This window comes from Ruegeria sp. HKCCD6119 (assembly GCF_013110585.1).
Classification (GTDB): domain Bacteria; phylum Pseudomonadota; class Alphaproteobacteria; order Rhodobacterales; family Rhodobacteraceae; genus Ruegeria.
This window is the reverse complement of sequence record NZ_WVQV01000002.1, coordinates 84,708-109,665: the sequence shown is the minus strand read 5'-3', so window position 1 is coordinate 109,665 and position 24,958 is coordinate 84,708. Positions and strand designations below refer to the sequence as shown.

General features: G+C 59.0%; 21 protein-coding genes. 10 read left to right on the top strand and 11 right to left on the bottom strand.

All coding sequences use genetic code 11. The features are described 5' to 3' along the window. Positions 1-46: 46 nt before the first annotated feature. The gene (gene rimO / locus GS611_RS07750; RefSeq protein WP_171634341.1) at positions 47-1,435 is read right to left on the bottom strand and encodes a 30S ribosomal protein S12 methylthiotransferase RimO; all 1,389 of its coding nucleotides are present in this window, start codon (positions 1,433-1,435) and stop codon (positions 47-49) included. 40 nt (positions 1,436-1,475) lie between these two features. On the opposite strand from rimO, the gene GS611_RS07745 reads away from it, so the two are divergent. Next, positions 1,476-3,485: an AsmA family protein gene (locus GS611_RS07745; protein ID WP_253284975.1), complete on the top strand. Its 2,010-nt coding sequence runs from the start codon at positions 1,476-1,478 to the stop codon at positions 3,483-3,485. Positions 3,486-3,532: 47 nt separating this feature from the next. On the opposite strand, the gene GS611_RS07740 is transcribed toward GS611_RS07745, so the two are convergent. From GS611_RS07740 to GS611_RS07725, 4 genes are read right to left on the bottom strand one after another with little or no spacing between them, the layout of a single operon-like run. After that, the gene (locus GS611_RS07740) at positions 3,533-5,029 is read right to left on the bottom strand and encodes a phosphomannomutase/phosphoglucomutase (RefSeq protein WP_171634338.1); all 1,497 of its coding nucleotides are present in this window, start codon (positions 5,027-5,029) and stop codon (positions 3,533-3,535) included. Between the two features lie 15 nt (positions 5,030-5,044). Next, positions 5,045-5,878: a 3-deoxy-8-phosphooctulonate synthase gene (gene kdsA / locus GS611_RS07735; protein WP_171634335.1), complete on the bottom strand. Its 834-nt coding sequence runs from the start codon at positions 5,876-5,878 to the stop codon at positions 5,045-5,047. Between the two features lie 5 nt (positions 5,879-5,883). Continuing rightward, positions 5,884-7,461: a capsule biosynthesis protein gene (locus GS611_RS07730; protein ID WP_171634331.1), complete on the bottom strand. Its 1,578-nt coding sequence runs from the start codon at positions 7,459-7,461 to the stop codon at positions 5,884-5,886. Next, positions 7,439-8,098: an ABC transporter ATP-binding protein gene (locus GS611_RS07725; RefSeq protein ID WP_152458943.1), complete on the bottom strand. Its 660-nt coding sequence runs from the start codon at positions 8,096-8,098 to the stop codon at positions 7,439-7,441. The genes GS611_RS07730 and GS611_RS07725 overlap by 23 nt, the downstream gene beginning before the upstream one ends. Positions 8,099-8,346: 248 nt before the next feature. Here GS611_RS07725 and GS611_RS07720 point away from each other — a divergent pair, with 248 nt between their 5' ends. Both GS611_RS07720 and GS611_RS07715 read left to right on the top strand, forming a co-directional pair. Next, entirely contained in the window at positions 8,347-8,934 is a 588-nt protein-coding gene (locus GS611_RS07720) for a uracil-DNA glycosylase family protein (protein WP_171634328.1), read from the top strand. Continuing rightward, positions 8,927-9,715 (top strand): SseB family protein, encoded by a 789-nt coding sequence (locus GS611_RS07715; protein WP_171634324.1) that lies wholly within the window; start codon positions 8,927-8,929, stop codon positions 9,713-9,715. Before GS611_RS07720 ends, GS611_RS07715 begins: the two co-directional genes overlap by 8 nt. A gap of 60 nt (positions 9,716-9,775) precedes the next feature. Here the strand turns inward: GS611_RS07715 and yghU are convergent, their stop codons facing one another. After that, the gene (yghU, locus tag GS611_RS07710; protein WP_171634320.1) at positions 9,776-10,654 is read right to left on the bottom strand and encodes a glutathione-dependent disulfide-bond oxidoreductase; all 879 of its coding nucleotides are present in this window, start codon (positions 10,652-10,654) and stop codon (positions 9,776-9,778) included. 235 nt (positions 10,655-10,889) lie between these two features. Between yghU and GS611_RS07705 the strand changes: the two genes are divergently transcribed. Beyond that, entirely contained in the window at positions 10,890-11,408 is a 519-nt protein-coding gene (locus tag GS611_RS07705) for a YHS domain-containing (seleno)protein (protein WP_171634317.1), read from the top strand. Positions 11,409-11,457: 49 nt separating this feature from the next. Here GS611_RS07705 and GS611_RS07700 read toward each other — a convergent pair whose 3' ends face one another. Together GS611_RS07700 and metF are read right to left on the bottom strand one after the other, a co-directional pair. Continuing rightward, the gene (locus GS611_RS07700) at positions 11,458-12,123 is read right to left on the bottom strand and encodes a J domain-containing protein (RefSeq protein WP_171634313.1); all 666 of its coding nucleotides are present in this window, start codon (positions 12,121-12,123) and stop codon (positions 11,458-11,460) included. A 230-nt stretch (positions 12,124-12,353) separates the two neighbouring features. Then, positions 12,354-13,220, bottom strand: coding sequence for a methylenetetrahydrofolate reductase [NAD(P)H] (gene metF / locus GS611_RS07695; RefSeq protein ID WP_171634310.1), 867 nt, complete (start codon positions 13,218-13,220; stop codon positions 12,354-12,356). A gap of 94 nt (positions 13,221-13,314) precedes the next feature. Between metF and GS611_RS07690 the strand changes: the two genes are divergently transcribed. Both GS611_RS07690 and GS611_RS07685 read left to right on the top strand, forming a co-directional pair. Then, positions 13,315-14,220: a LysR family transcriptional regulator gene (locus tag GS611_RS07690; RefSeq protein WP_171635145.1), complete on the top strand. Its 906-nt coding sequence runs from the start codon at positions 13,315-13,317 to the stop codon at positions 14,218-14,220. A 98-nt stretch (positions 14,221-14,318) separates the two neighbouring features. Next, the gene (locus tag GS611_RS07685) at positions 14,319-15,104 is read left to right on the top strand and encodes an inositol monophosphatase family protein (RefSeq protein WP_171118687.1); all 786 of its coding nucleotides are present in this window, start codon (positions 14,319-14,321) and stop codon (positions 15,102-15,104) included. Positions 15,105-15,122: 18 nt separating this feature from the next. Here GS611_RS07685 and GS611_RS07680 read toward each other — a convergent pair whose 3' ends face one another. Together GS611_RS07680 and putA are read right to left on the bottom strand one after the other, a co-directional pair. After that, complete coding sequence (locus GS611_RS07680) at positions 15,123-15,866, bottom strand: rhomboid family intramembrane serine protease (RefSeq protein ID WP_171634305.1); 744 nt, start codon at positions 15,864-15,866, stop codon at positions 15,123-15,125. A gap of 42 nt (positions 15,867-15,908) precedes the next feature. Further along, the gene (gene putA / locus GS611_RS07675) at positions 15,909-19,307 is read right to left on the bottom strand and encodes a bifunctional proline dehydrogenase/L-glutamate gamma-semialdehyde dehydrogenase PutA (RefSeq protein WP_171634302.1); all 3,399 of its coding nucleotides are present in this window, start codon (positions 19,305-19,307) and stop codon (positions 15,909-15,911) included. A gap of 108 nt (positions 19,308-19,415) precedes the next feature. On the opposite strand from putA, the gene GS611_RS07670 reads away from it, so the two are divergent. After that, a complete protein-coding gene (locus GS611_RS07670) occupies positions 19,416-19,898 on the top strand; it encodes an Lrp/AsnC family transcriptional regulator (RefSeq protein ID WP_171634300.1) in 483 nt (160 codons plus the stop codon). A gap of 84 nt (positions 19,899-19,982) precedes the next feature. Further along, positions 19,983-20,495 (top strand): hypothetical protein, encoded by a 513-nt coding sequence (locus tag GS611_RS07665; protein WP_371732234.1) that lies wholly within the window; start codon positions 19,983-19,985, stop codon positions 20,493-20,495. A 114-nt stretch (positions 20,496-20,609) separates the two neighbouring features. Here GS611_RS07665 and GS611_RS07660 read toward each other — a convergent pair whose 3' ends face one another. Continuing rightward, positions 20,610-21,383 (bottom strand): FadR/GntR family transcriptional regulator, encoded by a 774-nt coding sequence (locus GS611_RS07660; RefSeq protein ID WP_171634297.1) that lies wholly within the window; start codon positions 21,381-21,383, stop codon positions 20,610-20,612. Between the two features lie 335 nt (positions 21,384-21,718). On the opposite strand from GS611_RS07660, the gene GS611_RS07655 reads away from it, so the two are divergent. Next, the gene (locus GS611_RS07655; RefSeq protein WP_171634294.1) at positions 21,719-22,768 is read left to right on the top strand and encodes a TRAP transporter substrate-binding protein; all 1,050 of its coding nucleotides are present in this window, start codon (positions 21,719-21,721) and stop codon (positions 22,766-22,768) included. A gap of 120 nt (positions 22,769-22,888) precedes the next feature. Further along, positions 22,889-24,952: a TRAP transporter large permease subunit gene (locus GS611_RS07650; RefSeq protein ID WP_171634291.1), complete on the top strand. Its 2,064-nt coding sequence runs from the start codon at positions 22,889-22,891 to the stop codon at positions 24,950-24,952. Positions 24,953-24,958: the final 6 nt, after the last annotated feature.

Below are 24,958 nucleotides of genomic sequence, written 5' to 3'. Positions count from 1 at the left end.
GTTCACGCTTTGCCCATATGCCGTGTGCTCGACGCGGTGTCAGACCTTAGACGGGTTTGCCCCACAAATCGTATTCTCCGGCCTCGTCCACTTCGACCGTGACGATGTCACCGGGCCTGAGGTTTTCGAACCCCTCATCGATGAACAGGTTACCGTCGATCTCGGGCGCGTCTGCTTTGGTGCGGCAGGTGGCGGCCTCGTCGTCGACCTCGTCCACGATCACCTCAAGCGTCTGTCCGACCTTCGCCCGCAACTTGGCCTCCGAGATCGCCTGTGCCTTTTCCATGAAGCGATCCCAGCGTTCTTGCTTGATTTCGGCCGGAACGTGATCGGGCAGGTCATTTGACCGCGCGCCATCGACGTTTTCATACTGAAAACACCCGACCCGATCCAGTTGAGCCTCGTCCATCCAGTCCAGCAGGGTCTGGAATTCCGACTCCGTCTCACCCGGATAGCCGACGATAAAGGTCGACCGCAGGGTGATATCCGGGCAGATCGCGCGCCAGGCCTTGATTTCATCCAACGTTCTGGCCGACGCGGCCGGGCGGGCCATGCGTTTTAGCACATCCGGGTGGGCGTGTTGAAACGGGATATCCAGATAAGGCAGCACGTTGCACCCGGCATCCGCCATCAGTGGGATCAGGTCCCGCACATGCGGATAAGGGTACACATAGTGCAGCCGCACCCAGGCATCGAGCTGCCCCAGCTCGCGCGCCAGATCGGTGATATGGCTGCGCACTTCACCGTCTTTCCACGGGTTGATGTCGTATTTCCGGTCCAGCCCATAGGCCGAAGTGTCCTGGCTGATGACCAGCAATTCGCGCACGCCGTTTTGCACCAGTTTTTCCGCCTCGCGCAGAACCGCATGCGCCGGGCGACTGGCCAGTTTTCCGCGCATGTCGGGGATGATGCAGAACTTGCACTTGTGGTTGCAGCCCTCGGAAATTTTCAGATAGCTGTAGTGGCGCGGCGTCAACTGCACACTGCTGGCGGGCAACAGGTCCACGAACGGATCAGGATCGGGGGGCACGGCGGCGTGCACCGCATCCAGCACCTGCTCGTATTGGTGTGGGCCTGTGACAGCCATGATGCGAGGGTGATGCTCGCGAATGTAATCCGGCTCGGCCCCCAAACAGCCGGTCACGATGACCTTGCCGTTTTCCACCAGCGCCTCTCCGATCGCGTCCAGCGATTCCGCTTTGGCGCTGTCGAGGAACCCGCAGGTGTTCACAATGACGGCATCGGCCCCGGCATAATCTGGCGAAATGCCGTATCCTTCGGCACGTAGTCGGGTCAGAATGCGTTCACTGTCGACCAACGCCTTCGGGCAGCCCAAAGACACCATGCCGATGGTTGGCTGGTTCGATTGGGGTGTCTCGGTGATCCGGGCAGAAGGCGCCAGGTCGGGGCGGAGGTTCGGAGGGTTTGTCGTCATGCGCGGCATATAGTCGGGAAAGCTTCCCCTTGCAAATGTGATGCGTGATTTGAATGATCACGGCAATGACAAGCCAAAAGGCGGAGAGCAGAAAATGAAATGGCTGATGCGCATCCTGTTTATCGTTGTCGCCGTGATCGCGTTGATCATCGGCGCGCTGTTGCTGATGCCGGGGGAAAAGCTTGCCGCGATTCTGGCCGAGCAGGTCAAAGCCCAGACCGGCCGTGATCTGACGCTGACCGGTGATGTGCGCATTTCCTTCTGGCCGGTGGTCGGGATGGAAACCGGGCCGGTACGTTTCGGCAACGCAAGCTGGGCCGGACCGGAGCCGATGCTCAGCGCGGATAGCCTGGCTGTCGGAGTGGACGCTGCCGGGCTGTTGAACGGGGATTTGCGGATCAAACGTGTTTTTGCAGACAATCCCGTGTTGCGGCTGGAACGATCCGATGGTCGCGGCAATTGGGAATTGAGCGCCCAGACAACCGCGACAACTGCGGTCGCGACCGGGGGCACGACGCCCGCTGAGCATTCGGGGCAGGTCACGCTGGATCAGCTGGAACTGACGAATGCACGGCTGATTTACGTGGAAAACGGTTCGACGCAGATGGATTTCTCGGGCGTGACACTATCTGCGAGCTGGCCCGAGGTGGCGGCCCCGTTGGTGATGGAGGCCGCCATGCCAGTGCCCGGAGGTGCGGTTCAGGTTGACCTGAAAATCCCGGACTTGCCGGCATTTGCCGCCGGGTCAGTGACTGATCTGGAATTGGCTTTGACGGCCCCGGGCGGAGAGATCGGATTTGACGGGCGCGTCAATCTTGCGGGTGAAATGGATGGAACCACCAAGGTCGTAACGCGTGACACTGAAGGGATGCTTGCCGCCTTCGGTCAGGCTGGCACATCCGTACCGCCCGGATTGGGCGAGACTGCCGACATTTCAGCGCATATGACGTATACGCAGGATGGGCGGGTTTCCATGCGGAACATGGTTGCGCAATTGGATGACAACCGGTTCGTGGGTGAGGCGGATATCACCATTTCGGACCCGCCGCGTATCGTGGCCCGTCTGGAAGCCGGTGATCTGGATCTGTCGCGGATTTCCGAAACTGCTTCTGCCTCAGGCGGCACGTCTCAGGCAAACGCTCCTGCACCTGAGGGGTGGTCGACGGCCCCTATTGACGCATCCGCTCTGGCGCTAGCGAATGGTAAGATCCGCCTGACGGCGAACTCGATCGCCGTGTCCGGGATGACGTTCGGCAAAAGCGATCTGACCCTGTCGCTGGATCAGTCGCGGGCCGTTCTGGAAATGCACCCGGCCACGCTGTTTGCGGGTCAGTTGCACGGTCAGGTGGTGGCCAACAACCGCAACGGTCTGTCTGTGGGCGGCAACGTGACCGCCACCGGGATCGATCTGAAACAGGCACTGACCACGATGGCCGGGGTCAAACGCCTGTCGGGAACCGCTGCGGGAGCGTTTGAGTTTCTGGGTGTCGGCCAGTCAGAGGATCAGATCATGCGGTCCCTCAGCGGCAAGGGAAACCTGGATGTCGGTCCCGGAGTGATTTCCGGGCTCGATCTGGACCGATTGATGGGGCAGGGTACCGGATCAGGCGGAACCACCGTGTTCAACAGCCTGACGGCCAGTTTCACCATCGACCAGGGCGTGTTGACGAACAGCGATCTGCTCATGTCACTGAAGAATTTCCGCGCAGATGGCACCGGCACCGTGGATCTGGGGGCTCGCAACATCGACTATCTGTTCACGCCCGTGGCGCTGCGGGCCAATTCCGGGCAGGGGATATCGGTTCCCGTTCGCATCAAAGGCCCCTGGAGCGACCCGTCGATCAAGCCGGACCTGACCAAGGTGATCGAGGCGGCGGCGGATGTGAAGGTCAAAGAACTGGAAGACGACGCCAAACAGAAGGTTTTTGAAAAGGTCGGAAACGAATTGGATACGACGATCACCGACAGTGACCAGATCGAAGACGCCATCAAGAACAAGCTTGAAGAAGAGGCAAAAAAAGGTCTGCTCAAATTATTCGGCGGCGACTGAGCAACCATCGTGCTTGGGGCATCGGGATATGCCCCAAGCAGTTGTTTTCAGATGGTTTGGTCGTAATCGCCGACACCGGGCTCGGTTCGGATGACGGCGTCAATGTCCGCGAAGATGGCGCGCATCTCAGCCTCGCTTTCGCTGCTTTCACAGACGACGACCAGATTGGGGGTATTGGACGAAGCCCGCACCAGACCCCAGCTGCCGTTGTCCAGAATCACACGTGCGCCGTTCACCGTAACCACTTCTTTGATTGCGCGGCCTGCGAGTGTTTCGCCCGCATCTCCCTTGGCGACCAGCTTGTCGACCAGCCGCTGAAGGATATCATATTTCTGGGTATCGGCGGCGTGGGGTGACATCGTGGGCGTGGACCAGGTCTTGGGCAGGGCCTTGCGCAGGTCCGACATGCTCTTGCCCGGGTTGCGGTCCATCAGTTTGCAGATTTCGACTGCGACACGCATCCCGCAGTCGTATCCACGCCCGATCGGTTCGGCCAAAAAGTAGTGGCCTGATTTTTCGAACCCTGCCAGTGCCCCGATTTCCTTGACGCGGCGCTTCATGTGGCTGTGGCCGGTCTTCCAGTAATCGGCTTTGACGCCCAGGGCCTGCAACTCGGGGTCGCTGGCGAACAGACCGGTGGATTTCACATCCGCAACAAAGGTCGATCCGGGGTGAAGCTTGGCCAGGTCGCGGGCCATGATGACGCCAACCTTGTCGGCAAAAATCTCCTCACCCTCATCATCGACGACGCCGCAGCGGTCTCCGTCACCGTCAAACCCCAACGCCAGATCGGCACCGCTGGATTTCACCGTGGCGGCCATGTCGTGCAGCATCTCCATGGCTTCCGGGTTCGGGTTGTAGTTGGGGAAGGTATAGTCCAGCCGGTTATGGCTGGGCACGACCTCAACCCCGATCCGTTCGAAAATCTCTGGCGCAAAGGCCGAAGCCGTACCATTCCCGGTCGCGCAGACCACTTTCAGTGGACGGGACATTTTGAAATCCCCGACCAGGTCGTCGATATAGGCCTGTTTGACGCCATCGACGAACTCGTACGAGCCGCCTTCGCGCGCGACGCCCTCGCCGTTCAGTACGATGTCACGCAGTTCCGACATCTCATCCGGGCCATGGGTCAGCGGGCGGTCAAAACCCATTTTGACCCCGGTCCAGCCGTTCGGGTTGTGGCTGGCGGTGACCATGGCCACCGCAGGCACATCCAGATGGAACTGCGCAAAATAGGCCATGGGGCTGAGCGCAGGGCCGATGTCTTTGACGCGGATACCAGCCTGCATCAGGCCCAGCATCAGGGCATTTTTGATCGCCAGTGAATAATCGCGATAGTCGTTTCCGACCGCGATCACAGGCTCTATCCCGCGCCTGTGCATCTGTGTGCCAAGTCCCAGCCCAAGCGCGGTCATGCCGGGCAGGTTGATCTCTTCAGGATATTTCCAACGGGCATCGTATTCACGGAACCCGGTGGGCGTGATCATCGCGTCGCGCAGAAAGGTCCAGCTGTTGGGTGTTACCTCGGTGAGGGGTTTGATCATAAGAAATCTCAATCGTTAAATCTGAATCGGATTCTCTTTAGCAAGCGCATCAAATTGCATCAATGTGTCAACAAGTTGGGGCATCTGATCGAGCGGGATCATATTTGGCCCGTCCGATGGGGCCGAGTCCGGATCCTGATGGGTTTCAATGAACACGGCCCCGACACCCAGAGAAACCGCGGCGCGCGCCATCACCGGTGCAAATTCGCGTTGTCCGCCCGAAGACCCGCCCTTGCCTCCGGGTTGCTGCACGGAATGGGTGGCGTCCATCACCACCGGATACCCGGTCTTCGCCATTTGGGGCAGCGCTCGCATATCGGCAACCAGCGTGTTGTAGCCAAATGAGGTGCCACGTTCGGTCAGCAGGATATTCTGATTCCCGGTGCTTTCGATTTTGTCGACGATGTTGGTCATTTCCCAAGGTGCAAGGAATTGCCCCTTTTTCACATTGACCGCTTTTCCGGTGTTACCGGCCGCCAGCAGCATGTCGGTCTGACGGCACAGGAATGCCGGAATTTGCAGAACGTCCACCGCCTCGGCTGCGATGGCGCATTGCGCTTCGGTATGAACATCGGTCAGAACCGGGATGCCCATCGTTTTGCGGATGTCATCCAGTACCTTCAGCCCCGCATCAATGCCCATGCCACGCTTGCCCGACAGAGATGTCCGGTTCGCCTTGTCATAAGACGCCTTGAAGACATATTGCGCACCGGCTGCATCGCAGGCTTCTTTCATCTTGCCCGCAATCATCTGCGCATGGTCTGCCGTTTCAAGCTGACATGGCCCAGCTATGATGGTCAGTGGAAGGTTGTTGCCGACTGTCAGGTCGGAGATTTTAACATGTTTCATGAGTTTTATGAGGATACCTGTTCACGAAGGACCGACGCGGTAAGCGAGATCATCAGGTAGATACCAGCAAACAACAGGAATGCCAAAATCGTATTTTCGAACTTGCGCGGATAGCTGGGTTCCTGACTGGGAACCGGGTTGACCGAGACGGTCAGATAGCGCACCTGCCGGTTGGCTTCTGACCGGGTCGATTCCATTTGCTGCATTGCCGTTTGCAGCATCATGTCACGCGCCGCCAGGTCCGCCTGCGCGATTTGGATACGCACGCTCAGCCGCGCCAGCGAGTTTTCGCCGTCCGAGGCATCCTGCATCTCGGCATTCAGTTCTTTGAGAACCTTTTCCAGACGGGTGATATCTGCCTTGACGCCATCAACTTTTGCCTTGTTCGGGCGCAGGTTGTCCTGAAGCGCGGCGAGCTCAAGCTCTTTGTCCTGAACCAGTATTTCAATTTCGTTGATGCGGGCACGCAGGCTGGCAATGACGTTTTCGGGGTCAAGAACAGCGCCCTGAAGCTGAAGCTCGATCAACTCTTCCTGAGCCTGCCTGCGCGCTTCCTGCGCCGCTTCGAAACTTTGCAGCGCGTCGCGCATCTGGTCTTCGCGTTTTTTTCCGGACAAGGCGTTCACCCGGTCTTCGGCATAAGAAATCAGGCGCTCGGAAAATTCGGTCGATGTTTGCGCGTCGGGGGCGGCAACCTCCATCCGAATGACCCCTTCGGTCGGGTCATAGCCGATGGTAATCATGCGTTTGAACAGCTTATAGGCGTTTTCAAGCGAGGCGTCTGGCGCCAGTCTTTGAATCGGGTCGATCCATTCCTGCTTGAAAACATCAGAAAACCCGGCATCGCGGTCCAGCAACAGCAAAGCTTCTTTCGATTCCAGAAAGGACTGAACCGAGATCGAATCCTGTGTGGTGGCGAATTGCGTGCCGGCAAGCAGACCGCCGATATTGCCCGGTCCGCCATCCGCTTGCAGGATCAGGAATTCGGAATCGCTAGCATACATCGGCGTGGCGATGCGATAGAAATAGAAGCCGACAATGAAGGTCGGCAAGAACACAAAGGCCGCCAGACGCGCAAACAGTCCAAACAATTTACGCTTGCGACGACGGGCGATGTCTTTTTGGATTTGGCCAATTTCAAAATTGCGCCGCTCAACCGGGCTGAGCTCGGGACCGGGCAGATTTGTTTTCTCGGCACCCATGGACTGCGGCAGTTGAACGTTGATCCTGTCCTTGGGGTTGTCACCCTCGTCCGATGGCCTTGCGGCGGCAAGGTCCAGAAGATTGGTGCGCTGGAAGGGGTCGATGCCCTTTTTGCGCAGCAATCGCACCGCGTCATAGTCCGACGTCGCGGCCAGACCATGTTTCTGCGCCAGACGTCGTGCGATACGCAATTGACGGCCCGTCAGGCCTTCGCGCTTGATGTCGTCCAGCTGCGTCCCGGGCTGTGCTTCGTCGGCGGCCGCAGGGCCTTGCGTCGCGTTGCGAATACGCGAGATGGCGTCCGATCGCGCCTCGGCCGAGTTTTCCGTCTGGCGTCTGCGGCGCCAGTTGTATTTTCTAACCTTGGGTTTCGTAGTCATACAGCTGCTTTGCCTCTTCCAAGGAGTCAAACATATACAATTGCCCGTCCAGAAGTACGGCCGCTTTCTGGGCGAATTTCTCCAACACGGACGGGCTGTGCGATACGATTACCAAAGTCGTCGTGCGCAACCTTTCCTTCAGGATCGCCCCTGCCTTTTCGTTGAATTCGACATCTGTTGTCGCCGGCATCCCTTCGTCGATGAGATACATGTCAAAGTCCAGCGCGAGCATCAAAGAAAAGGTGAAACGCGCCCTCATCCCAGAGGAGTAAGTGGCAAGGGGCTGGTCGAAATATTCGCCCAGACCGCAGAGCCATTTGCAATAGGCCTCGATATAGTCGGGGTCCATACCGTAGATCTTGGCGATGTAGCGCGCGTTCTCAAGCGCTGACAGTTTTCCCGACACGCCACCGGTGAACCCCATGGGAAAGGACACCCGGCATTCGCGGCGGACCACGCCTTCGTCGGGTTTCTCCAGGCCGGCCATCATGTTGATCAACGTGGTTTTTCCGGTTCCGTTCGGGGCCAGAACGCCCAGTGAGGTGCCCAGTTCGACCCGAAACGAGACCCGATCCAGAATCACCTTGCGGCGCGTTCCGGTCCAGAAGGATTTGCTGACGTTGTCGAATTCTAGCATTCGGGGTCTGCTGCTCGTTTCGTTCGTGTTGTCGCACTTGCGGGCGGCCAGAAAAGGTATTTTTTACCGGCCCATGTTGGCTACATTATGTCGAATTATGAAACAAATGATCAATGCGGTCCGGATGCGCGCATGAATGTCTGATTGGTTGCAGCAAAGGTTATCGGTCACTTGGTGCCGCGTCAGGTCGTTATTATCTGTTTTGGCAGCCGACAACAGACGGGATGGGCAGGGGCCTTCACGATCATATGAACGCTTTACGTCAGGAAATCCGCGCCTGCCGCTTGTGTGCCGACAGGTTCGCGCAAACAAAAACCGCACACGAGCCGCGCCCGGTGGTCTGGTTCCGCCCCGGAACACCGATCCTTGTCGCGGGGCAGGCACCGGGCGCCCGTGTGCACGAGTCGGGGCGGCCCTTCACCGACCCGTCCGGCGACAGGCTGCGGCACTGGCTGGGGATTGATGAGACGGTTTTTTACGATCGCGACCGTGTTTCGATTGTACCGATGGCGTTCTGCTTTCCGGGGTATGATGCGCGCAATGCTGATCTTCCGCCACCTGCGATTTGCCGCAAGACCTGGCATGACCGGGTGATGCAGGACCTGGGGCGTGTGCCGCTGACCGTGTTGGTCGGAGGTCATGCACACAAGTTTCATCTTGGCGCGCGCGGGTCGGTGACGGACACCGTCCGCAACTGGCGGGACCATGCGCCGCGGGTCTTTGCCTTGCCTCACCCGTCCTGGCGCAATACGGCATGGTTGAAGAAAAACCCGTGGTTCGAGGCTGAACTGCTGCCTGTTTTGCGTGCACGGGTCCAAGAGGTGCTGAATGATTGAATCCACGGCGTTGGACACTGCGCATGCCGCGATGCAGGCGGACCCGACAAGTGATGCCGCTCGTCTGCGTTTCTTCGAACGGCTTGCGGATAGCGAGCTGTTTATGATGCTGACCGAAGAAGCGCGGGACGAGAATATCTCGCCCGAATTGTTCGATGTGGCTGACGGGCGCTTTGTTCTGGCCTTTGATCGTGAGGACCGGCTGGCGCAGTTTGCCGGGCGGCCCGTGCCTTATGTGGCGCTGTCGGGGCGGGTGCTTTCGGGGATGCTTTCGGGGCAGGGCATCGGGCTTGGTCTGAACCTGGAGACTGCGCCATCTTCGATGCTGGTCCCGGCGGAAGCCCTGGAATGGTTGGCTGAAACGTTGCAGCACCGCCCGCAAAAGGTCGAGGAAGAGCTTGCCGAGTTTTTGCCCCCTGCCGGCCTGCCGCAGGCCCTGCTGACCGCGCTGGATGCGAAACTGGCGACGGCAGGCGGACTTGCAAGCGCGGCCTATCTGGTTGCCACCAAGTCCAAATCGGGCGCGCAGGGCCATCTGTTGGGATTTGTCGATGCCATCGAGGGGGCCGAGCCCGCTTTGGCCAAGGCCGCGTCCGAGGCGCTGACCTTCTCCGGGATTGAGGCAGGCGCGATGGATGTCGGGTTTTTCACCGCAAGCGAGGCCGCCGCCGCGCTTCTGGCCAAGGTGGGCCTTCGGTTTGATCTGCCCCAGCCGCAAATTGCCGAAGCGGTCCGCGAAGCCCCCGGCAGCAATCCGGACAACCCACCCATTCTGAAATAACCATCCAAACACAAACACGCGGCGCAAGCTGCACCGCGTGTCATAGCGCCTAAGATATGTTTATTCCGCTGCCGCTTCCAGCTTGTCCTGCGTGCGGGTTTCGAAATCGCTGGCGTCGTGGCGTTCGTGAAGCTGCGTGTGCGGCTCGCCAAAGGCGCGGTTGACCATGCGGCCGCGCTGAACCGCCGGGCGCGCGTCGATTGCCTTGGCCCATCGCATGACGTTCCTGTAGGATTTCACGTCCAGGAACTCTGCCGCGCTGTAAAGGCGGCCCAGAACCAACTGGCCATACCAGGGCCAAATCGCCATGTCGGCGATTGAATAGTCTTCGCCCGCGATGAAGGTTTTTTCCGCCAGTTCACGATCCAGAACATCCAGTTGGCGCTTGGTCTCCATGGCGAAACGGTTAATCGGGTATTCCCATTTCTCGGGTGCATAGGCGTAGAAATGCCCGAACCCACCGCCCAGGTAAGGCGCGCTGCCCATCTGCCAGAACACCCAGTTCATCACCTCGGTCCGCTCGGGGCCGGATGCGGGCAGAAACGCGCCGAACTTTTCAGCCAGATGAAACAGGATCGAGGCGCTTTCAAAAACACGAACAGGTTTGTCACCTGACCGATCCCAAAGCGCGGGGATTTTCGAGTTCGGGTTGGCCTCGACAAAGCCCGAGCTGAATTGATCGCCTTCTCCGATGTTGATCAGCCAGGCGTTGTATTCAGCGCCTTCATGACCAAGTGCCAACAGCTCTTCCAGCATCACCGTGACTTTTACGCCATTGGGTGTCGCGAGCGAGTAAAGCTGAAGAGGATGCTGTCCGACCGGCAGGTCCTTCTCATGGGTCGCTCCGGCGATCGGTCGGTTGATGTTGGCGAATTGTCCGCCACTTTTACTGTCCCAGGTCCAGACCGCTGGAGGGGTATACGAGGATTGGTCGCTCATCTCTTGCCTTTCTTGCCTATGTCAGGGCTGCCATACAGCTAATATTGCAAACCGCCGAGTCCAACCCCACTCAACTGGCGTATTCTGTAACAATCCGCCTCCAAACTCTCACGTTTTCTCGTGTCGGGTCACAGCGGCGTTAGGGGGACTACGCACCGCTTGGGAATCGCATATTGTCCTGTCAGACCTGCCGCAAGGCATCACGGATTTAGTTGACCCGAAAAGGATGAACGACATGAAACGCTTTGCATTGACACTCGCTGCGGCCATAGCTCTGGCGGTTCCGGCTTTTGCCGGCCCTCAATATATCGACGGCACAGGTTTTGCTGTTTCGGGTTATGATGTCGTTGCCTATCGCAGCCTGGATCAGATGCCTGTGGGCCAGTCGCAGCCCGAAGGTGTGCGCGGAAATGCCAACATCACCGCCGAGTACAACGGTGCGACCTGGGCATTTGCGACCGAGGAAAACCGCGACAAATTCCTTGAAAACCCAGCATACTACGCGCCGCAATATGATGGGCACTGCGCTTACGGCGTGTCGCGTGGTGGCAAGGTTCCTGCAAATCCAAACCTGTGGCGGATCGTGGATGACAAGCTGTATCTCAACATCACCGACGTGGTTGTCGGATTTTTCGAGGAAGACATTCCAGGCAATATCAATCTTGCCGAAGGAAACTGGCCCGGTATCGAACCAAGCGACGCTTCGACCAATGTGATCCCGAAATTCACGTCGGAAGGCCCGGTCTCGAACTGATCCGGCATCAAAAGACCCAAGCCCGGCTGGTCCAGCCGGGCAGAGGCCGTTACCCCGCAAGCCAGAATTGATCCCGAATATCCTGATCGGCATCAAACCTGATCCGCACACTCTTGGCCCCCGGAAATTTCCGTTCGCGGATCGTATCGGGGATGATGACCTCTCCGGCGCCGGTATCTTTTGACTGAAAGCTCAAAATTTCAGCCTCGGTGTGGCGCGCGTTGGTCAGGACGGTCGTCGGCAAGGCCACGCGATTTGCCCCATGATGCACGGGCGTGGTGACAAAATAGGTCAGATGCCGCCCGTAACACCCGACCGCGTCGGGAATGTGATCCGAGACACATGCATCAGATCTGTCCTGAACATCCGCTTCATCGTGCATTTGCGGCAACCTCTGGTCGGGATTCAGCATCGCCTTGCAGGCGGCGATATCCTCCAGCGGAAGTTCGATGATGCGCTTCTTCAAACGGGGTCGGCGCGGTTGCGGAGGGCCGGAACTGGCACCACCTTTCATAACCAAACCTTCTTTGCGCAGAAAATCATAAGCCGCCTTGGCGCGCGAAAAACCGGAACTGTCCCCATCCTTGTGATCGGGGTGTGAATGGAATGCGATCTGCCTCCATGCGTCCCTGATCTCTTGGGAACCGGCGCAGGGGCTCAACCCCAGATCAGCCAACGCATCCGCGCGTGCCCGCACTTTATCGACAGGTTCCATACTCAAAACACTCTTTACAAACTACACAGTACCAGTGTGGTCACAGTCATAGTTTTGTCAATTTTCAAGGATGATTTGCGGGGCTGGTGACAACAATCGCGATGTTGAGATTCAATTGTCCCTCAAAGGCGCCGTTTTATAGGCGTGGTTGTGAAACAGTACACATCTTCCGAAACGACAAACGCCCGGGCGTAAACGTAACCCGGGCGAACCATTGGATTTTTTGAAAGTCAGGCAACGTTTTCCAGTTCAACGCGCGGTGTAATGCCCAGTGCGAAGCAGACATCGCGCGTCAATTCGGGACGGTTCAGGGTATAGAAATGCAGCTTGTCCACGCCGCCTTCGATCAGGTCTGAACACAGCTCTGTGCAGATTGCCGTGGCCAACAGATCCTCACGCCCATCGCGCACCGCCTTTTCAAACGCCTGTTCGACCCACTGGGGAATATGCGTGCCACAGCGCTTGGCGAAGTTGCGGGCGCCTGCCCAGTTCTCGATCGGCAGGATGCCCGGCACGATCGGTTTGTCGATGCCGGCCTTGGCGCAAGCATCGCGGAACCGGAAAAAGGTTTCGGCTTCGAAGAAGAACTGCGTCAGCGCTTCGTCTGCACCTGCGTCCAGCTTGGCCTTCAGCCAGTCCACATCCGCAGCCATGTTTGCAGCCTCGGGGTGGGTGTCGGGATAGGCCCCGACACGAATGCTGAACATTTCGGTTTCGGCCAGTGCCTCGATCAGTTCAACAGAACTGGAAAACCCGTCGGGGTGCGGCACAAACTTGTCCTGACCCTTTGGCGGGTCGCCGCGCAGGGCGACGATGTCCTGCACGCCGGCGCGGGCAAAGGTGTCTGCGATCTCCAGCGTTTCCTGCCGCGAAGCATCGACACAGGTCAGATGAGCGGCCACGTTCAGGCCCGATGACTTGTGCAGGGTCGAAACCGCGTCGCGCGTCAGTTCACGCGTCGTGCCACCAGCGCCGTAGGTGACGGAAACAAAACGGGGATCCAAAGGGGCCAATGTCTGGACCGTGTCCCAAAGGCGGAAAGAGGCTTCCAGAGTTTTGGGCGGAAAGAACTCGAAGGAAATTTCAGGTTTGGACATCGTGGCCTCACTGGATCAACTGAGCCTCTTGTGCCATGGCATGCATTGTGAAACAAACTCATATTACTCAACAACAACATGAATGCTGTTTGAAATGCATATTGAATTCCGGCACCTGCGCACCATCAAGGCGATCCATGAATGCGGCGGGCTGGCCCGCGCTGCGGATCAGTTGAACATCACCCAGTCCGCATTGAGCCATCAAATCAAAGGGTTGGAGGATCAGGCCGGGGTCGAGCTGTTTCTGCGCCGCTCCAAACCCATGAAACTGTCGGCTGCCGGTTTGCGGCTTTTGCGCCTGGCCGAGCAGATACTGCCGCAGGTCGAAGCCGCCCAGAATGAGTTTTCTTCGCTGCGGGACGGGCGCACGGGGCGGATGCATATAGCCATCGAATGCCACGCTTGTTTCGAATGGCTGTTCCCGGTGCTCGAATCCTTCAGGAAATCCTGGGGCGACGTGGATGTCGATATCCGCCCTGGTCTTGCCTTCGACGCGCTTCCGGCCTTGCAGAAGGAAGAGGTCGATCTGGTGGTCTCGTCCGATCCCGAGGACCTGCCGGGTGTCGAGTTTGTCGAACTTTTTGATTATAACGCGGTGTTTGTGGCCGCTTCGACCCATCCCCTGGCCAAGAAAGACTATGTCGAGGCCGAGGATTTTCGCGGCCAGACCCTGATCACCTATCCAGTGGAACGCACCCGCCTGGATGTGTTCAGCCAGCTGTTGATCCCGGCGCGGGTTGAGCCTGCCACGATCCGGCAGGTGGAACTGACCGCCGTCATCCTTCTGCTGGTGGCATCGAACCGGGGCATTTCAGTGCTGCCGGATTGGGTCGTGCGCGAAGTCAAATACAACTCGGACTACGTCACCAGACCCCTGACGAAAGAGGGCATTACACGGCGTCTCTATGCCGCGATCCGTTCGGAAGATCTGGAGAAACCCTTTGTGCAGGAACTGGTGAAACTGGCCCGGGAAGAAGCGCGCAAGCTGCAATCCCAGTAACGGCGTTTCCTGCGGGTCTGTTATGCGCATCATTCCTCTTGGCAAGGGCGCATTGCGGCAGTATACGCGCGGTTTGACCGAACAGGAGCCTTTTGACAATGGTTGGCAGCGCAAATCTCAACATCATGATCAAGGCCGCGCGCAAGGCGGGGCGTTCTTTGGTCAAGGATTTCCGTGAAGTCGAGAATCTGCAGGTGTCGATGAAAGGCGCCGGTGATTTCGTCTCGAAGGCCGACATCGCCGCCGAAGCCATCCTGAAAGAAGAGCTGCTGGGCGCACGACCGACCTATGGCTGGCTGGCCGAAGAGGGCGGCTCCATCGATGGTGAGGATCCGACCCGCCGCTGGATCGTCGATCCGCTGGACGGCACCACCAATTTCCTGCACGGCCTGCCGCATTGGGCGATTTCCATAGCACTGGAACACAAGGGCAAGATCGTTGCCGGCGTGATCTATGACGCCGCCAAGGACGAGATGTTCTTTGCTGAAAAAGGTGAGGGCGCTTGGATGAACGACACCCGTATTCGCGTGTCGGGTCGTCATCGCATGATTGAATCGGTCTTCGCGACCGGTCTGCCCTTTGGTGGCCGCTCGGATCTGCCTGCGACTTTGCAGGATCTGGCGCGTCTGATGCCCGCCTGCGCCGGTGTGCGTCGTTGGGGCGCCGCCGCGCTGGATATGGCATATGTGGCCGCAGGCCGGTACGAAGGCTTTTGGGAACGCCGCCTGAATGCGTGGGATCTGGCTGCCGGTGTGATCATCGTCAAAGAGGCTGGCGGCTTCGTGCAGGCGCTTAACCCTGAAGGCAACGTGCTGGAAGATGGTGAAGTGATCTGTTCGAACGAACCGATCTTCGATCAGTTCGCCAAGGTGATCCGGGGCTAGGCGCCCTTTGAACCGGCTTTAGCGGCGCGGAACGCGCGGAATGCGGGATTGTGACAGCTTGTACCTCGCTTCCGGGTGGGGCGGATGTCCGTGGGTGCGATCCCAGAACTGAATTCCGCCGCGTCTCAGCCACAGCGGGATGCACAGGATCAGGCCAACGGCAAATCCCCCGGTATGGGCCCAATAGGCGATGCCGCCTTCGTCTGGATTGCTGGTGACACTGCCAAAGAACTGTATCGCCAGCCAGACGCCCAGCATGATGAAGGCGGGGATGGTAAAGACCCTGAAATAGACGATCAGGATCAGCAGGATATCCACCCGTGCTTTCGGGAACAGCAGCAGATACCCGCCCATCACGCCCGCAATCGCGCCCGAGGCCCCAACAGTGGGAACTTGGGATTCGGGCCCGGTGATGACGTGAATCAGGCCCGCGCCGATTCCTGCCGCCATGTAAAACAGCAGGAAGGGCAGATGGCCCATCTCGTCTTCCAGATTGTCACCGAAGATCCACAGAAACAGCATGTTGCCGGCCAAGTGCATCCACCCCCCGTGCAGGAACATGGATGTCACCAGGGTTTCCAGCCCGAACCCGTCGCTGACCCGCGCCGGAATAATGGCGTAGTCGAAAAACAGCCTGCCGATCCGTGGCCCATCATTCATGATCCCCACATAGCTGAGGAAGATCAGGATATTGGCCGCCAGCAAGGCATAGACAACATAAGGTGTGCGCCCCGAAGGGTTATGGTCGCGGATCGGAAACATGCCGTGACGCTGGGCTTTTGTGCGCCCAGCGTCAAGGCAAGCTTATGCCGCACCTCCCAACAACACGGCGTTTCCACCCGCCGCGGTCGTGTCCACGCAGACATGGCGTTCACCCAGAACACGCGCGCGGTCGGGCTTGCCGGGAATAAGCGGCAGAATCGGGCCGTCGCGGCGCGCCAGATGGTGTTCGATCTGCCCCGCTGTTTCCTCGTCTCCCCACCACAACACGCCCGAAATGCCGGTCAGGTTTTCCAACCGGTGCAGGTCAAGCATCCCGGTCGCCTGAATGGCGGTGCCACCCAGCGCAGATACAGCATCGGCCTGCGCACGCGCTGCGGCCTCTCCGGGTCCCAAGCAAAGAAGAGGCGGACGGGGATACACGCTCAGGCGGTTCGATTCACCGGTCGGGCCGGGCAGGGACCGGGTTTTGACCGGCACAGGTTGACCTTGTGCAGCAGGCAGATCAGCCACGGCGCCCCAGGTATCCGCCGTGCTTTGACGGTCGGGTGCGCAGAACCGGATCATGTAGTTCGGCCCACCCGCCTTGGGGCCGGTGCCTGACAATCCTTCGCCACCAAAGGGCTGAGACCCGACGATGGCGCCGATCTGGTTGCGGTTTACATAGATGTTGCCCGCATGGATTGCCTCGGTCACATGCTGCACGCGGTCGTCTATGCGGGTGTGCAGGCCGAAGGTCAGGCCGTATCCGGTGGCGTTGATATCGGCGATGATTTTGTCGATCTCTTGCGATTTGAACCGGGCGACGTGCAGCACCGGGCCGAACACCTCGCGTTCCAGCGCGGCGATGCCGGGGATCTCGATCAGCGTCGGAGAAACAAAGATGCCTTCGGGCGGCAACGGAAGCTCCTTCAGCACCCGCCCTTCGTTGCGCGCCTTGGTCACATGTTCGGCGATGCCCTGACGGGCCTGTTCGTCGATCACCGGTCCGCAATCCGTCGACAAAAGCCAGGGGTCGTCGACCGACAGCGCATCCATCGCCCCTTTGAGCATGGTCAGAACGTCATCGGCGATGTCTTCCTGCAAATACAGGCAGCGCAGGGCGGAACAGCGCTGGCCCGCCGACTGAAAGGCGCTTTCGATGATCGATTGCACGGCTTGTTCGGGAAGGGCGGTGCTGTCGACGATCATCGCATTCAGACCGCCGGTTTCCGCGATCAGCGGCGTACCGGGGCGCATGGATCCGGCCATCGCCGCACGGATTTTCAGCGCGGTGGCTGTTGACCCAGTGAAGGCCACGCCCGAGATGCGCGGATCCGACGTCAGCGCCGCACCCACGGCAGGCCCACCCGGCAACAGTTGCAGCACATCGCGTGGTACCCCCGCCTCGTGCATAAGCTGAATGGCACGATGTGCGATCAGGGGCGTCTGGGGCGCAGGCTTGGCCAGAACCGCGTTTCCGGTTGCCAGCGCAGCAGAGATCTGCCCAGAGAAAATCGCCAGCGGGAAGTTCCACGGGCTGATGCAGGTGAAAATCCCCGCGGGTTCGGCATCGGGGATGTTGGCTGCATAGTAACGCAGAAAATCCACCGCCTCGCGCAGTTCGGCCACCGCATCGGGCAGCGACTTCCCGGCCTCGCGCGCCAGCAGGGCAAACAACTCACCATAATGCACTTCGTAAAGATCGGCTGCGGCATTGAGGATGCGGGCGCGTTCGGCAGCGGGGGCATCCCAGGGGTTGGCCGAGGCCAATGCCATTTCCACATCCGCCGCGCTGGCTGGGGCCATCGCGCCGGGCTTGTCCTGAGGCCGTGCCGGATTGATCACCGGCTCATCCGCATCGGGTTTAGCCGCATCGGCCAGCAAGGGTTGCGCATACCAATGATGGGCGCGGAACTGATCCCGTGCCGCATCAATCTGATCCAGGGTTGGTGTGTGATGCAGGTCAAAACCCTTGGAATTCGGTCTTTCAGGCTGGAACAATTCCGGCCCGGTCGGCAGTGCGGGCGGAGGGGTCCGGACCGCAACAAACGGATCGGCGGCGACCACTTCCGGTGGCACATCTTCGTCCACAATCTGGTTGACGAAGGATGAATTCGCGCCGTTCTCCAACAGGCGCCGAACCAGATAAGCCAGCAAGTCGCGATGCGCCCCCACAGGTGCATAGATGCGGCACCGGGTGTTCTGCTTGTCCATCACGATCTGATGCAAGGTCTCGCCCATGCCGTGCAGGCGCTGGAACTCGAACGGTTGATCCTTGGCCATGTGAAGGATGGCGCTGACCGTGTGCGCGTTGTGCGTGGCAAATTGCGGATAAATCCGATCGGTCATGCCCAGCAGTTTGCGTGCATTGGCGATATAGGAGATGTCGGTTGCCGCCTTGTGCGTGAAGACGGGAAAGCCATCCACACCTTCGACCTGCGCGCGTTTGATCTCGGTATCCCAATAGGCGCCTTTGACCAATCGCACCATAATCTGGCGATCGTGACGTTCGGCCATGCCATACAGCGTATCCAGTACCAGGCCTGCGCGCGGGCCATAGGCCTGAACCACGATGCCAAACCCGTACCAGCCGGCAAGGGCCGGGTCGGACATCACCGCCTCTATCACCTGCAACGACAGCGACAGGCGATCCGCCTCTTCTGCATCGACGTTCAGGCCCATTCCGGCCGCCTTGGCCAGCAGTGCCAGTGCCCGCAGCCGCGGCACCAGCTCGTCCATCACACGCTGTTCCTGTGCCAGCTCATAACGGGGGTGCAGGGCGGACAGTTTTACCGAAATGCCCGGGTTGGCGCGGATATCGTCATGGGTGCAGGCCTCGGCAATGGCCGAGATGGCGCGGGAATAGGACAGGTGATAGCGCGCCGCGTCCGCTTCGGTTCGGGCCGCTTCGCCCAGCATGTCGTAGGAATAGGTATAGCCCTTCTCCTCCATCCCGCGTGCGCGTTCCATGGCGGACTGAATGGTTTCCCCCAGAACGAACTGCCGGCCCATCTCTTTCATCGCGCGTGCCACGGCAGTGCGGATCACCGGCTCGCCCAACCGCTTGATCGCACCGCGCAGCGCCCCGACCGGAGACGCCTTGCCCTCGTCCAGCACCTTTCCGGTCAACATCAGTGCCCATGTCGAGGCGTTCACCAGCGAGGACGAGGATTGCCCCAGATGCTTGCCCCAATCGGAGGGCGCGATCTTGTCTTCGATCAGCGCATCAATTGTGTCGGCATCCGGCACACGCAGCAACGCCTCGGCCAGGCACATCAGGGCGATGCCTTCGTCGGTGGACAGGCCATATTCGGCCAGAAACACCTCCATCAACCCCGGAGAGGTGCTGGACCGGATATCGCGCACAAGCTGCGCAGCCGCGGCGCCGATGGCGCTGCGATCCGTGTCCGTCAGGCTGGCCTGAGAGATCAGTGTCTCAAGAACTGCCGACTGATCGGCATAGGTGGAAGTATCGATGAGGGTGCGCAGGCTGTGTGACATATGTCCTCCGGTCTTTGCGATAATATAATGCGGAAAAATCAGGACAACGGACTGAGTTTGATATATTTGAAGGAGGATGATCTGAATTTTTAACAGCGGACAGTTCAAATGAGTTTTCCTGATCTTGATCGGTTTGACCGGTCGATTCTGAGGATTCTGGCTGAGGACGGCCGTATCTCGGTGGCCGATCTTGCGCGCGAGATCGGGCTGTCGAAATCTCCGACGCAAGCGCGGCTCAAACGGCTTGAGGCGAGCGGAGTGATCCAGGGGTATCGGGCGATGCTGGATCCGATCCGGCTGGGTCTGGATCACGTCGCGTTTGTCGAGGTGCGTTTGACCGATACCCGCGAAAAGGCGCTGGCCGAGTTCAACGCAGCCGTCCGCAAAACCGCCGAGGTCGAGCAGGCGCATATGATCGCGTCCAATTTTGACTATCTTCTGAAAGTGCGCACCGCCACGATGTCGGAATACCGCCGTGTATTGGCCGAGAAGATCTCGTCTCTGCCGCATGTCGCCAATACTTCAACTTTTGTTGCGATGGAGGCCGTGAAGGAAACCGGTATGCTGGGCGGTTTTGAACATCAGCCTTGACGCGGTGGAATTATGGTCCACCCTTGTTTCGTAATGCGAACCTGTGCTGCAACGTTTTTACTGATCGCGTGTTCATGCTCGGCCATGGCCGAGACATGCCCCGCGGCTCCGGATCATATCGAAGGTGTGGATGCGCTGATCAAGCAGGTCCAAAAGGCGCAATCGCAAAGCGACGCCCGGGTCATCTCGAATAAAATGTGGGAACTTTGGACAGACGCGCCGGATGCCCGATCGCAGACCCTGCTGGATCGTGGAATGGCGCGACGAGAGGCGTGGGATTTGTCGGGCGCATTGGACGATTTCAACCAACTTGTCGAATATTGCCCGGATTACGCCGAAGGCTACAATCAGCGGGCTTTTGTAAACTACCTGAGGCAGGATTTTGACGCGGCATTGCGCGACCTGAATGTCACGATCGAAATGTCGCCAAACCATATCGGTGCGCTAAGTGGGCGGGCTTTGTCCCTGATGGGGTTGAGACGTTTGGAAGACGCGCGTTCAGCACTGTCCGAGGCGCTTGAGCTCAACCCGTGGCTGTCCGAGCGGGCCTTGTTGGAGCCAGGCGGCCTTCTGGAGCCGCCCGGAGAAGATATCTGACAGCCGGATCGGGCAAGTTTGGAAACCGGTCGCAAATCGCCAAACAGGTGCCTTTCGCGGCCACCTCGGGGACTGGGGCACCGCAATCAGAAGGGCAAATGGGTGACAAAGCCGTCAGCGTGACAGTATCCGGCGCTTTTCGGCCATGGCTTCGCGTCGCCTCTGCTCGATCCCGAGTTTGAAAGATTCTTCAACAAAGTCGATGTGGTCCTTTGCCGCTTTTTCGGCCCGCTTTTCATCTCCTTCGATCACCGCGCGACCAAGTTCGAGATGTTGTTGCAGCAGCTTTTCGCCGGTCCCGTCAATCGTGCGCAGGAAGTCACGATTGTAGAAAACGCCCTTGCGGGTGAGTTCGTAGATCGACGCCATCATGTGGATCAGGGTCGCGTTCTGGCTGGCATCCACAATCGCGGAATGCAGCGCAAAGTCCGCCTCTTGCGAAGCCTTGGCGTCCTGCTCTTGCCAGGCACGCTCGTTTTCATCAAGGATCTCGGAAATCCGTTCCTTGTCTGCCTTGGTGGCGCGACGTGCGGCAAGCCGGGCCGCGAAACCTTCCTGCTCGCGACGATACTCAAGATAGTCGAAGAAAGCCGGCTCGTGGCGTTCGTACAAAGCAAGAAGCGCGGGCATCATGGCTTGTCCGGTCAGGGCCGCGACGAATGTCCCCTCACCGTGTTGCGTTGTGACCAGCCCGCGTTCCTCCAGCACCTGAAGGGCCTCGCGCAGCTTCGGGCGCGACACGCGCAACATCTCGGCCAGATCACGCTCGGAGGGCAGTTTCCGGCCCTGCTTCAGGATGCCCGAAGCGATCAGGTCCTCGACCTGTGAAACCACCGCATCAGCCAGCGATTCGTGTCCAACCGGTTCAAAAATCGCCGTGGTTTTCATGAGATGCTGCCCCGTGTGACGCTATAATAACCAGAATAACTGGTAAACAAAGATAACCATATCCGTTCAGATTTCAAGCGCGAGGCTGTTCTTCCCGGACGTGAATTACGTGTCTGTTTAAGAATGATTTTTGGAGAATCTGTTGGCTTTTTGAAGCAGTCGCATCGGGATTTTGCAGGGCTTGTCGAAGGCGAACTTCCAGTTTCGGTTAGCGCAAGTGGTAAACAAAGTTATTGACTGGTTTGAGTTGGTAAAGTTAGTTTACCACCGGAGCGGCGCTGGAAGAGCCTGCGCCACTGATCGGAGAAAACCCGACCAAACCTGGAGGAGATTTCATGAAGAAGACCCTGACAAGCCTGGCCGTGGCCGCCAGCCTGCTGGCGGCACCCGCAGTTGCGGCGGACAAGCTGCTGCTGAAAACACCGATTGCCTTTTCGACCGAACTGCCGGGCCTGGGTTCACCTATTCCACGTGTGGCTGATCAGCTGGAACTGATGTCCGGCGGCACGATGAAGATGAAGGTGTACGAGCCGGGAAAACTGGTGCCGCCCTTCGAAATTCTGGACGCCGTGTCCACCGGCAAGATCAACTCGGGCTACACCACGGCTGGTTACTGGGCCGGAAAAATCCCGGCTGCGCCGCTGTTCTCGGCCGTGCCGTTCGGCCCCGAGGCGGGCGAATACATGGCTTGGCTGTATTATGGCAACGGCATGACCCTGTATCAGGAGATGTATGATCAGGCCGGTTACAACGTCAAAGTACTGCCCTGCGCCATCATCGCGCCGGAAACCTCGGGCTGGTTCGCTTCCGAGATCAATTCGCCCGAAGACCTGAACGGGCTGAAGATGCGTTTCTTTGGTCTGGGCGGCAAGGTGATGCAGAAACTGGGTGTAGCGACCTCGCTACTGCCAGGTGGTGAGATCTTCCCCGCATTGGAAAAAGGCGCGATTGACGCGACCGAGTTTTCGATGCCTGCCATCGACGCGCGTCTGGGCTTCCACAAGCTGGTCAAGTTCAACTATTTCCCCGGCTGGCATCAGCAGGCGACCGTGTTTGAACTGCTGATCAACAAGGACGTCTGGAACGAAACCAGCGATCAGCACAAGGCAATCATCGAAAGCGCCTGCAAGGCTTCGATGGCGGACAGCTTTGCCGAAGGCGAAGCCATCCAGCACGCGGCCCTGATCGACAACGTTGAAAACAACGGCGTCACCATCAAGCAGTGGTCGCCCGAGATGCTGGATACCTTCCGCGCGACCTGGGAAGAGGTTGCCGCAGAAGAGGCCGCCAATGATGCCTTCTTTGCCAAGGTTCTGGCCGACATGAACGAATTCCGTGACGGCTATAACCTCTGGAAGACGAACGCCTTCCTCCCACGTCAGTAATCTCTCCCTCACTGACGTTGCCGGGGCGGCCCGATCCGCCGCTCCGGCCTCTGCTTTTCGATCTTCGGACTTTCTAACCTTTCACTGCCCGTATTCCGGGTTGCTGAGCGAGGAATGACCATGACAACCCAAAAGAACCTCAACGATCCAGTCGAAGCCTATGAAGGCATCCTGGAACACCCCGAGTCCGACCGCCAGAAAATCGCCGTCGCGATCGACGCCGGGGTCAAGGCTGTGGGTCATGTCGTCATGTGGGCCAATGTCCTGCTGATGGGCGCGATCTTCGCACAGGTCTCGTTGCGCTACCTGTTCAGCCAGAACTACCCGAAACTGGATGAGATCCAGTGGCATTTCTATGGAATCGTCACGATGATCGGCATCTCGTATGCCTTGATCACCGACAGCCATGTGCGTGTGGACGTCCTGCATATGCAGCTTTCGCGCCGCGCGCAGCGGATCATCGAGGTGATCGGCATCCTGACCCTGCTGACCCCGTTCATCTATCTGATGGTCGATCAGGGCTATGATTATTTCTACGAAAGCTTCCGCGTCAACGAACGCTCGGACAGCCCAACCGGCCTGCCTGCGCGTTGGGCTTTCAAGGCGGTCATTCCGATCAGCTTTGTACTGTTGGCGCTGGCCGCGTTGGCACGGTTGATCCATGACGGGCACGCGCTGATCTACGGGCCGGCCTCGGAACGTGAAGGCGCGCCGCTGCGCCGTGTTCTTCTGGTGCTGGCGGTATTCGCAGCCGTCTGTGTTGGCCTGACCTTCCTGGTCGAAACGACCGAGGAAAAGCTGGTCATCGCGATGTTCCTGACCTTCATCGCGCTTTTGTTCACCGGTTACCCGGTGGCGTGGGTGCTGGCCGGTGTCGGCGTCGCCTATTGCGGTCTGGCCTATCTGTTCGACAACGATCTGATGCTGTGGACCGGGTTGGAAAGCACCTTTACCGGGCTTGATTATCTGACGCTTGGCGCGGTGGTGAACCGGGTCTACGCGACCATGTCCAACGCGGTTCTGGTTGCCCTGCCGATGTTCATCTTCATGGGGCTGATGCTGGACGAATCCGGAGTGGCCGAGCGTCTGATGTCCTCGATGCAGCGCCTGTTCGGGACGGTGCGCGGAGGACTGGCCATCACCGTGACCCTGATCGGGATCATTCTGGCGGCTTCGACCGGCATCATTGGTGCCTCGGTTGTACTGCTGGGCGTGCTGTCGCTGCCGTCGATGATGCAGCAGAAGTACCAGCCGACGCTGGCTGCGGGCGTGGTTTCGGCCTCGGGGACCTTGGGCATTCTGATCCCACCCTCAATCATGTTGGTGATCATGGCCGACCAGATGGCGTTGTCCGTCGGAGACCTGTTCATGGCCGCGGTTTTCCCGGGCGTGATCATCGGCGCCTTGTACCTGACCTACATCTTTATTCTGGCTCTGGTGAAACGCGACGCGGCTCCCGTGCCTGAAGGTGCGAAAGCCCCCGACTGGGCAGCCGTGAAGGACGTTCTCATTGCCGTCATCCCTACGCTGATGCTGATCCTTGCCGTGCTGGGGTCGATCTTTGCCGGTCTGACCACACCAACCGAAGCGTCCGGCATCGGTGCCTTGGGTGCGACCTTGCTGGCGCTGGGCTATCGCAAGCTGACCTTTGCCAAACTGTGGAACGTGCTGGTGTCGACCTTCAACACCACCGCCTATATCTTTGCGATCTTCCTTGGTGCGACTGTGTTTTCCTATGTGCTGCGCGAACTGGGCGGGGATGAACTGATCGAACATGTGGTGCAATCCACCGGCTTTGGTGCCAACGGAACAATTCTGTTCATCCTGTTCATCGTCTTCCTGCTGGGCTTCGTACTGGACTGGATCGAGATCACGCTGATCGTGCTGCCCCTGATGCGCCCCATCGTGAACGGTCTGGGCATCGACATCCCCGGCTTTGGCGTACTGGATGAACCGGCGCTGGTCTGGTTCGTGATCCTTGTCGCTGTGACGCTGCAAACCAGCTTCCTGACGCCGCCCGTTGGCTTTGCCTTGTTCTATCTCAAAGGTGTTTGCCCGCCCGAGATCAAGCTGACGCATATCTATAAGGGCATCATCCCATTTGTCCTGCTGCAATTGACCGGTTTGGCGCTAGTGTTCCTGTGGCCGACCCTTGCCACCTGGTTGCCGTCGGTCGCCTATTAAGGAGCT

What these genes read in the sequence shown, in the direction of transcription:
- rimO (WP_171634341.1), bottom strand. Translation starts at nt 1,435, where the DNA reads ATGACGACAAACCCTCCGAACCTCCGCCCCGACCTGGCGCCTTCTGCC.
- GS611_RS07745 (WP_253284975.1), top strand. Translation starts at nt 1,476, where the DNA reads ATGCGTGATTTGAATGATCACGGCAATGACAAGCCAAAAGGCGGAGAG.
- GS611_RS07740 (WP_171634338.1), bottom strand. Translation starts at nt 5,029, where the DNA reads ATGATCAAACCCCTCACCGAGGTAACACCCAACAGCTGGACCTTTCTG.
- kdsA (WP_171634335.1), bottom strand. Translation starts at nt 5,878, where the DNA reads ATGAAACATGTTAAAATCTCCGACCTGACAGTCGGCAACAACCTTCCA.
- GS611_RS07730 (WP_171634331.1), bottom strand. Translation starts at nt 7,461, where the DNA reads ATGACTACGAAACCCAAGGTTAGAAAATACAACTGGCGCCGCAGACGC.
- GS611_RS07725 (WP_152458943.1), bottom strand. Translation starts at nt 8,098, where the DNA reads ATGCTAGAATTCGACAACGTCAGCAAATCCTTCTGGACCGGAACGCGC.
- GS611_RS07720 (WP_171634328.1), top strand. Translation starts at nt 8,347, where the DNA reads ATGAACGCTTTACGTCAGGAAATCCGCGCCTGCCGCTTGTGTGCCGAC.
- GS611_RS07715 (WP_171634324.1), top strand. Translation starts at nt 8,927, where the DNA reads ATGATTGAATCCACGGCGTTGGACACTGCGCATGCCGCGATGCAGGCG.
- yghU (WP_171634320.1), bottom strand. Translation starts at nt 10,654, where the DNA reads ATGAGCGACCAATCCTCGTATACCCCTCCAGCGGTCTGGACCTGGGAC.
- GS611_RS07705 (WP_171634317.1), top strand. Translation starts at nt 10,890, where the DNA reads ATGAAACGCTTTGCATTGACACTCGCTGCGGCCATAGCTCTGGCGGTT.
- GS611_RS07700 (WP_171634313.1), bottom strand. Translation starts at nt 12,123, where the DNA reads ATGGAACCTGTCGATAAAGTGCGGGCACGCGCGGATGCGTTGGCTGAT.
- metF (WP_171634310.1), bottom strand. Translation starts at nt 13,220, where the DNA reads ATGTCCAAACCTGAAATTTCCTTCGAGTTCTTTCCGCCCAAAACTCTG.
- GS611_RS07690 (WP_171635145.1), top strand. Translation starts at nt 13,315, where the DNA reads ATGCATATTGAATTCCGGCACCTGCGCACCATCAAGGCGATCCATGAA.
- GS611_RS07685 (WP_171118687.1), top strand. Translation starts at nt 14,319, where the DNA reads ATGGTTGGCAGCGCAAATCTCAACATCATGATCAAGGCCGCGCGCAAG.
- GS611_RS07680 (WP_171634305.1), bottom strand. Translation starts at nt 15,866, where the DNA reads ATGTTTCCGATCCGCGACCATAACCCTTCGGGGCGCACACCTTATGTT.
- putA (WP_171634302.1), bottom strand. Translation starts at nt 19,307, where the DNA reads ATGTCACACAGCCTGCGCACCCTCATCGATACTTCCACCTATGCCGAT.
- GS611_RS07670 (WP_171634300.1), top strand. Translation starts at nt 19,416, where the DNA reads ATGAGTTTTCCTGATCTTGATCGGTTTGACCGGTCGATTCTGAGGATT.
- GS611_RS07665 (WP_371732234.1), top strand. Translation starts at nt 19,983, where the DNA reads ATGGCCGAGACATGCCCCGCGGCTCCGGATCATATCGAAGGTGTGGAT.
- GS611_RS07660 (WP_171634297.1), bottom strand. Translation starts at nt 21,383, where the DNA reads ATGAAAACCACGGCGATTTTTGAACCGGTTGGACACGAATCGCTGGCT.
- GS611_RS07655 (WP_171634294.1), top strand. Translation starts at nt 21,719, where the DNA reads ATGAAGAAGACCCTGACAAGCCTGGCCGTGGCCGCCAGCCTGCTGGCG.
- GS611_RS07650 (WP_171634291.1), top strand. Translation starts at nt 22,889, where the DNA reads ATGACAACCCAAAAGAACCTCAACGATCCAGTCGAAGCCTATGAAGGC.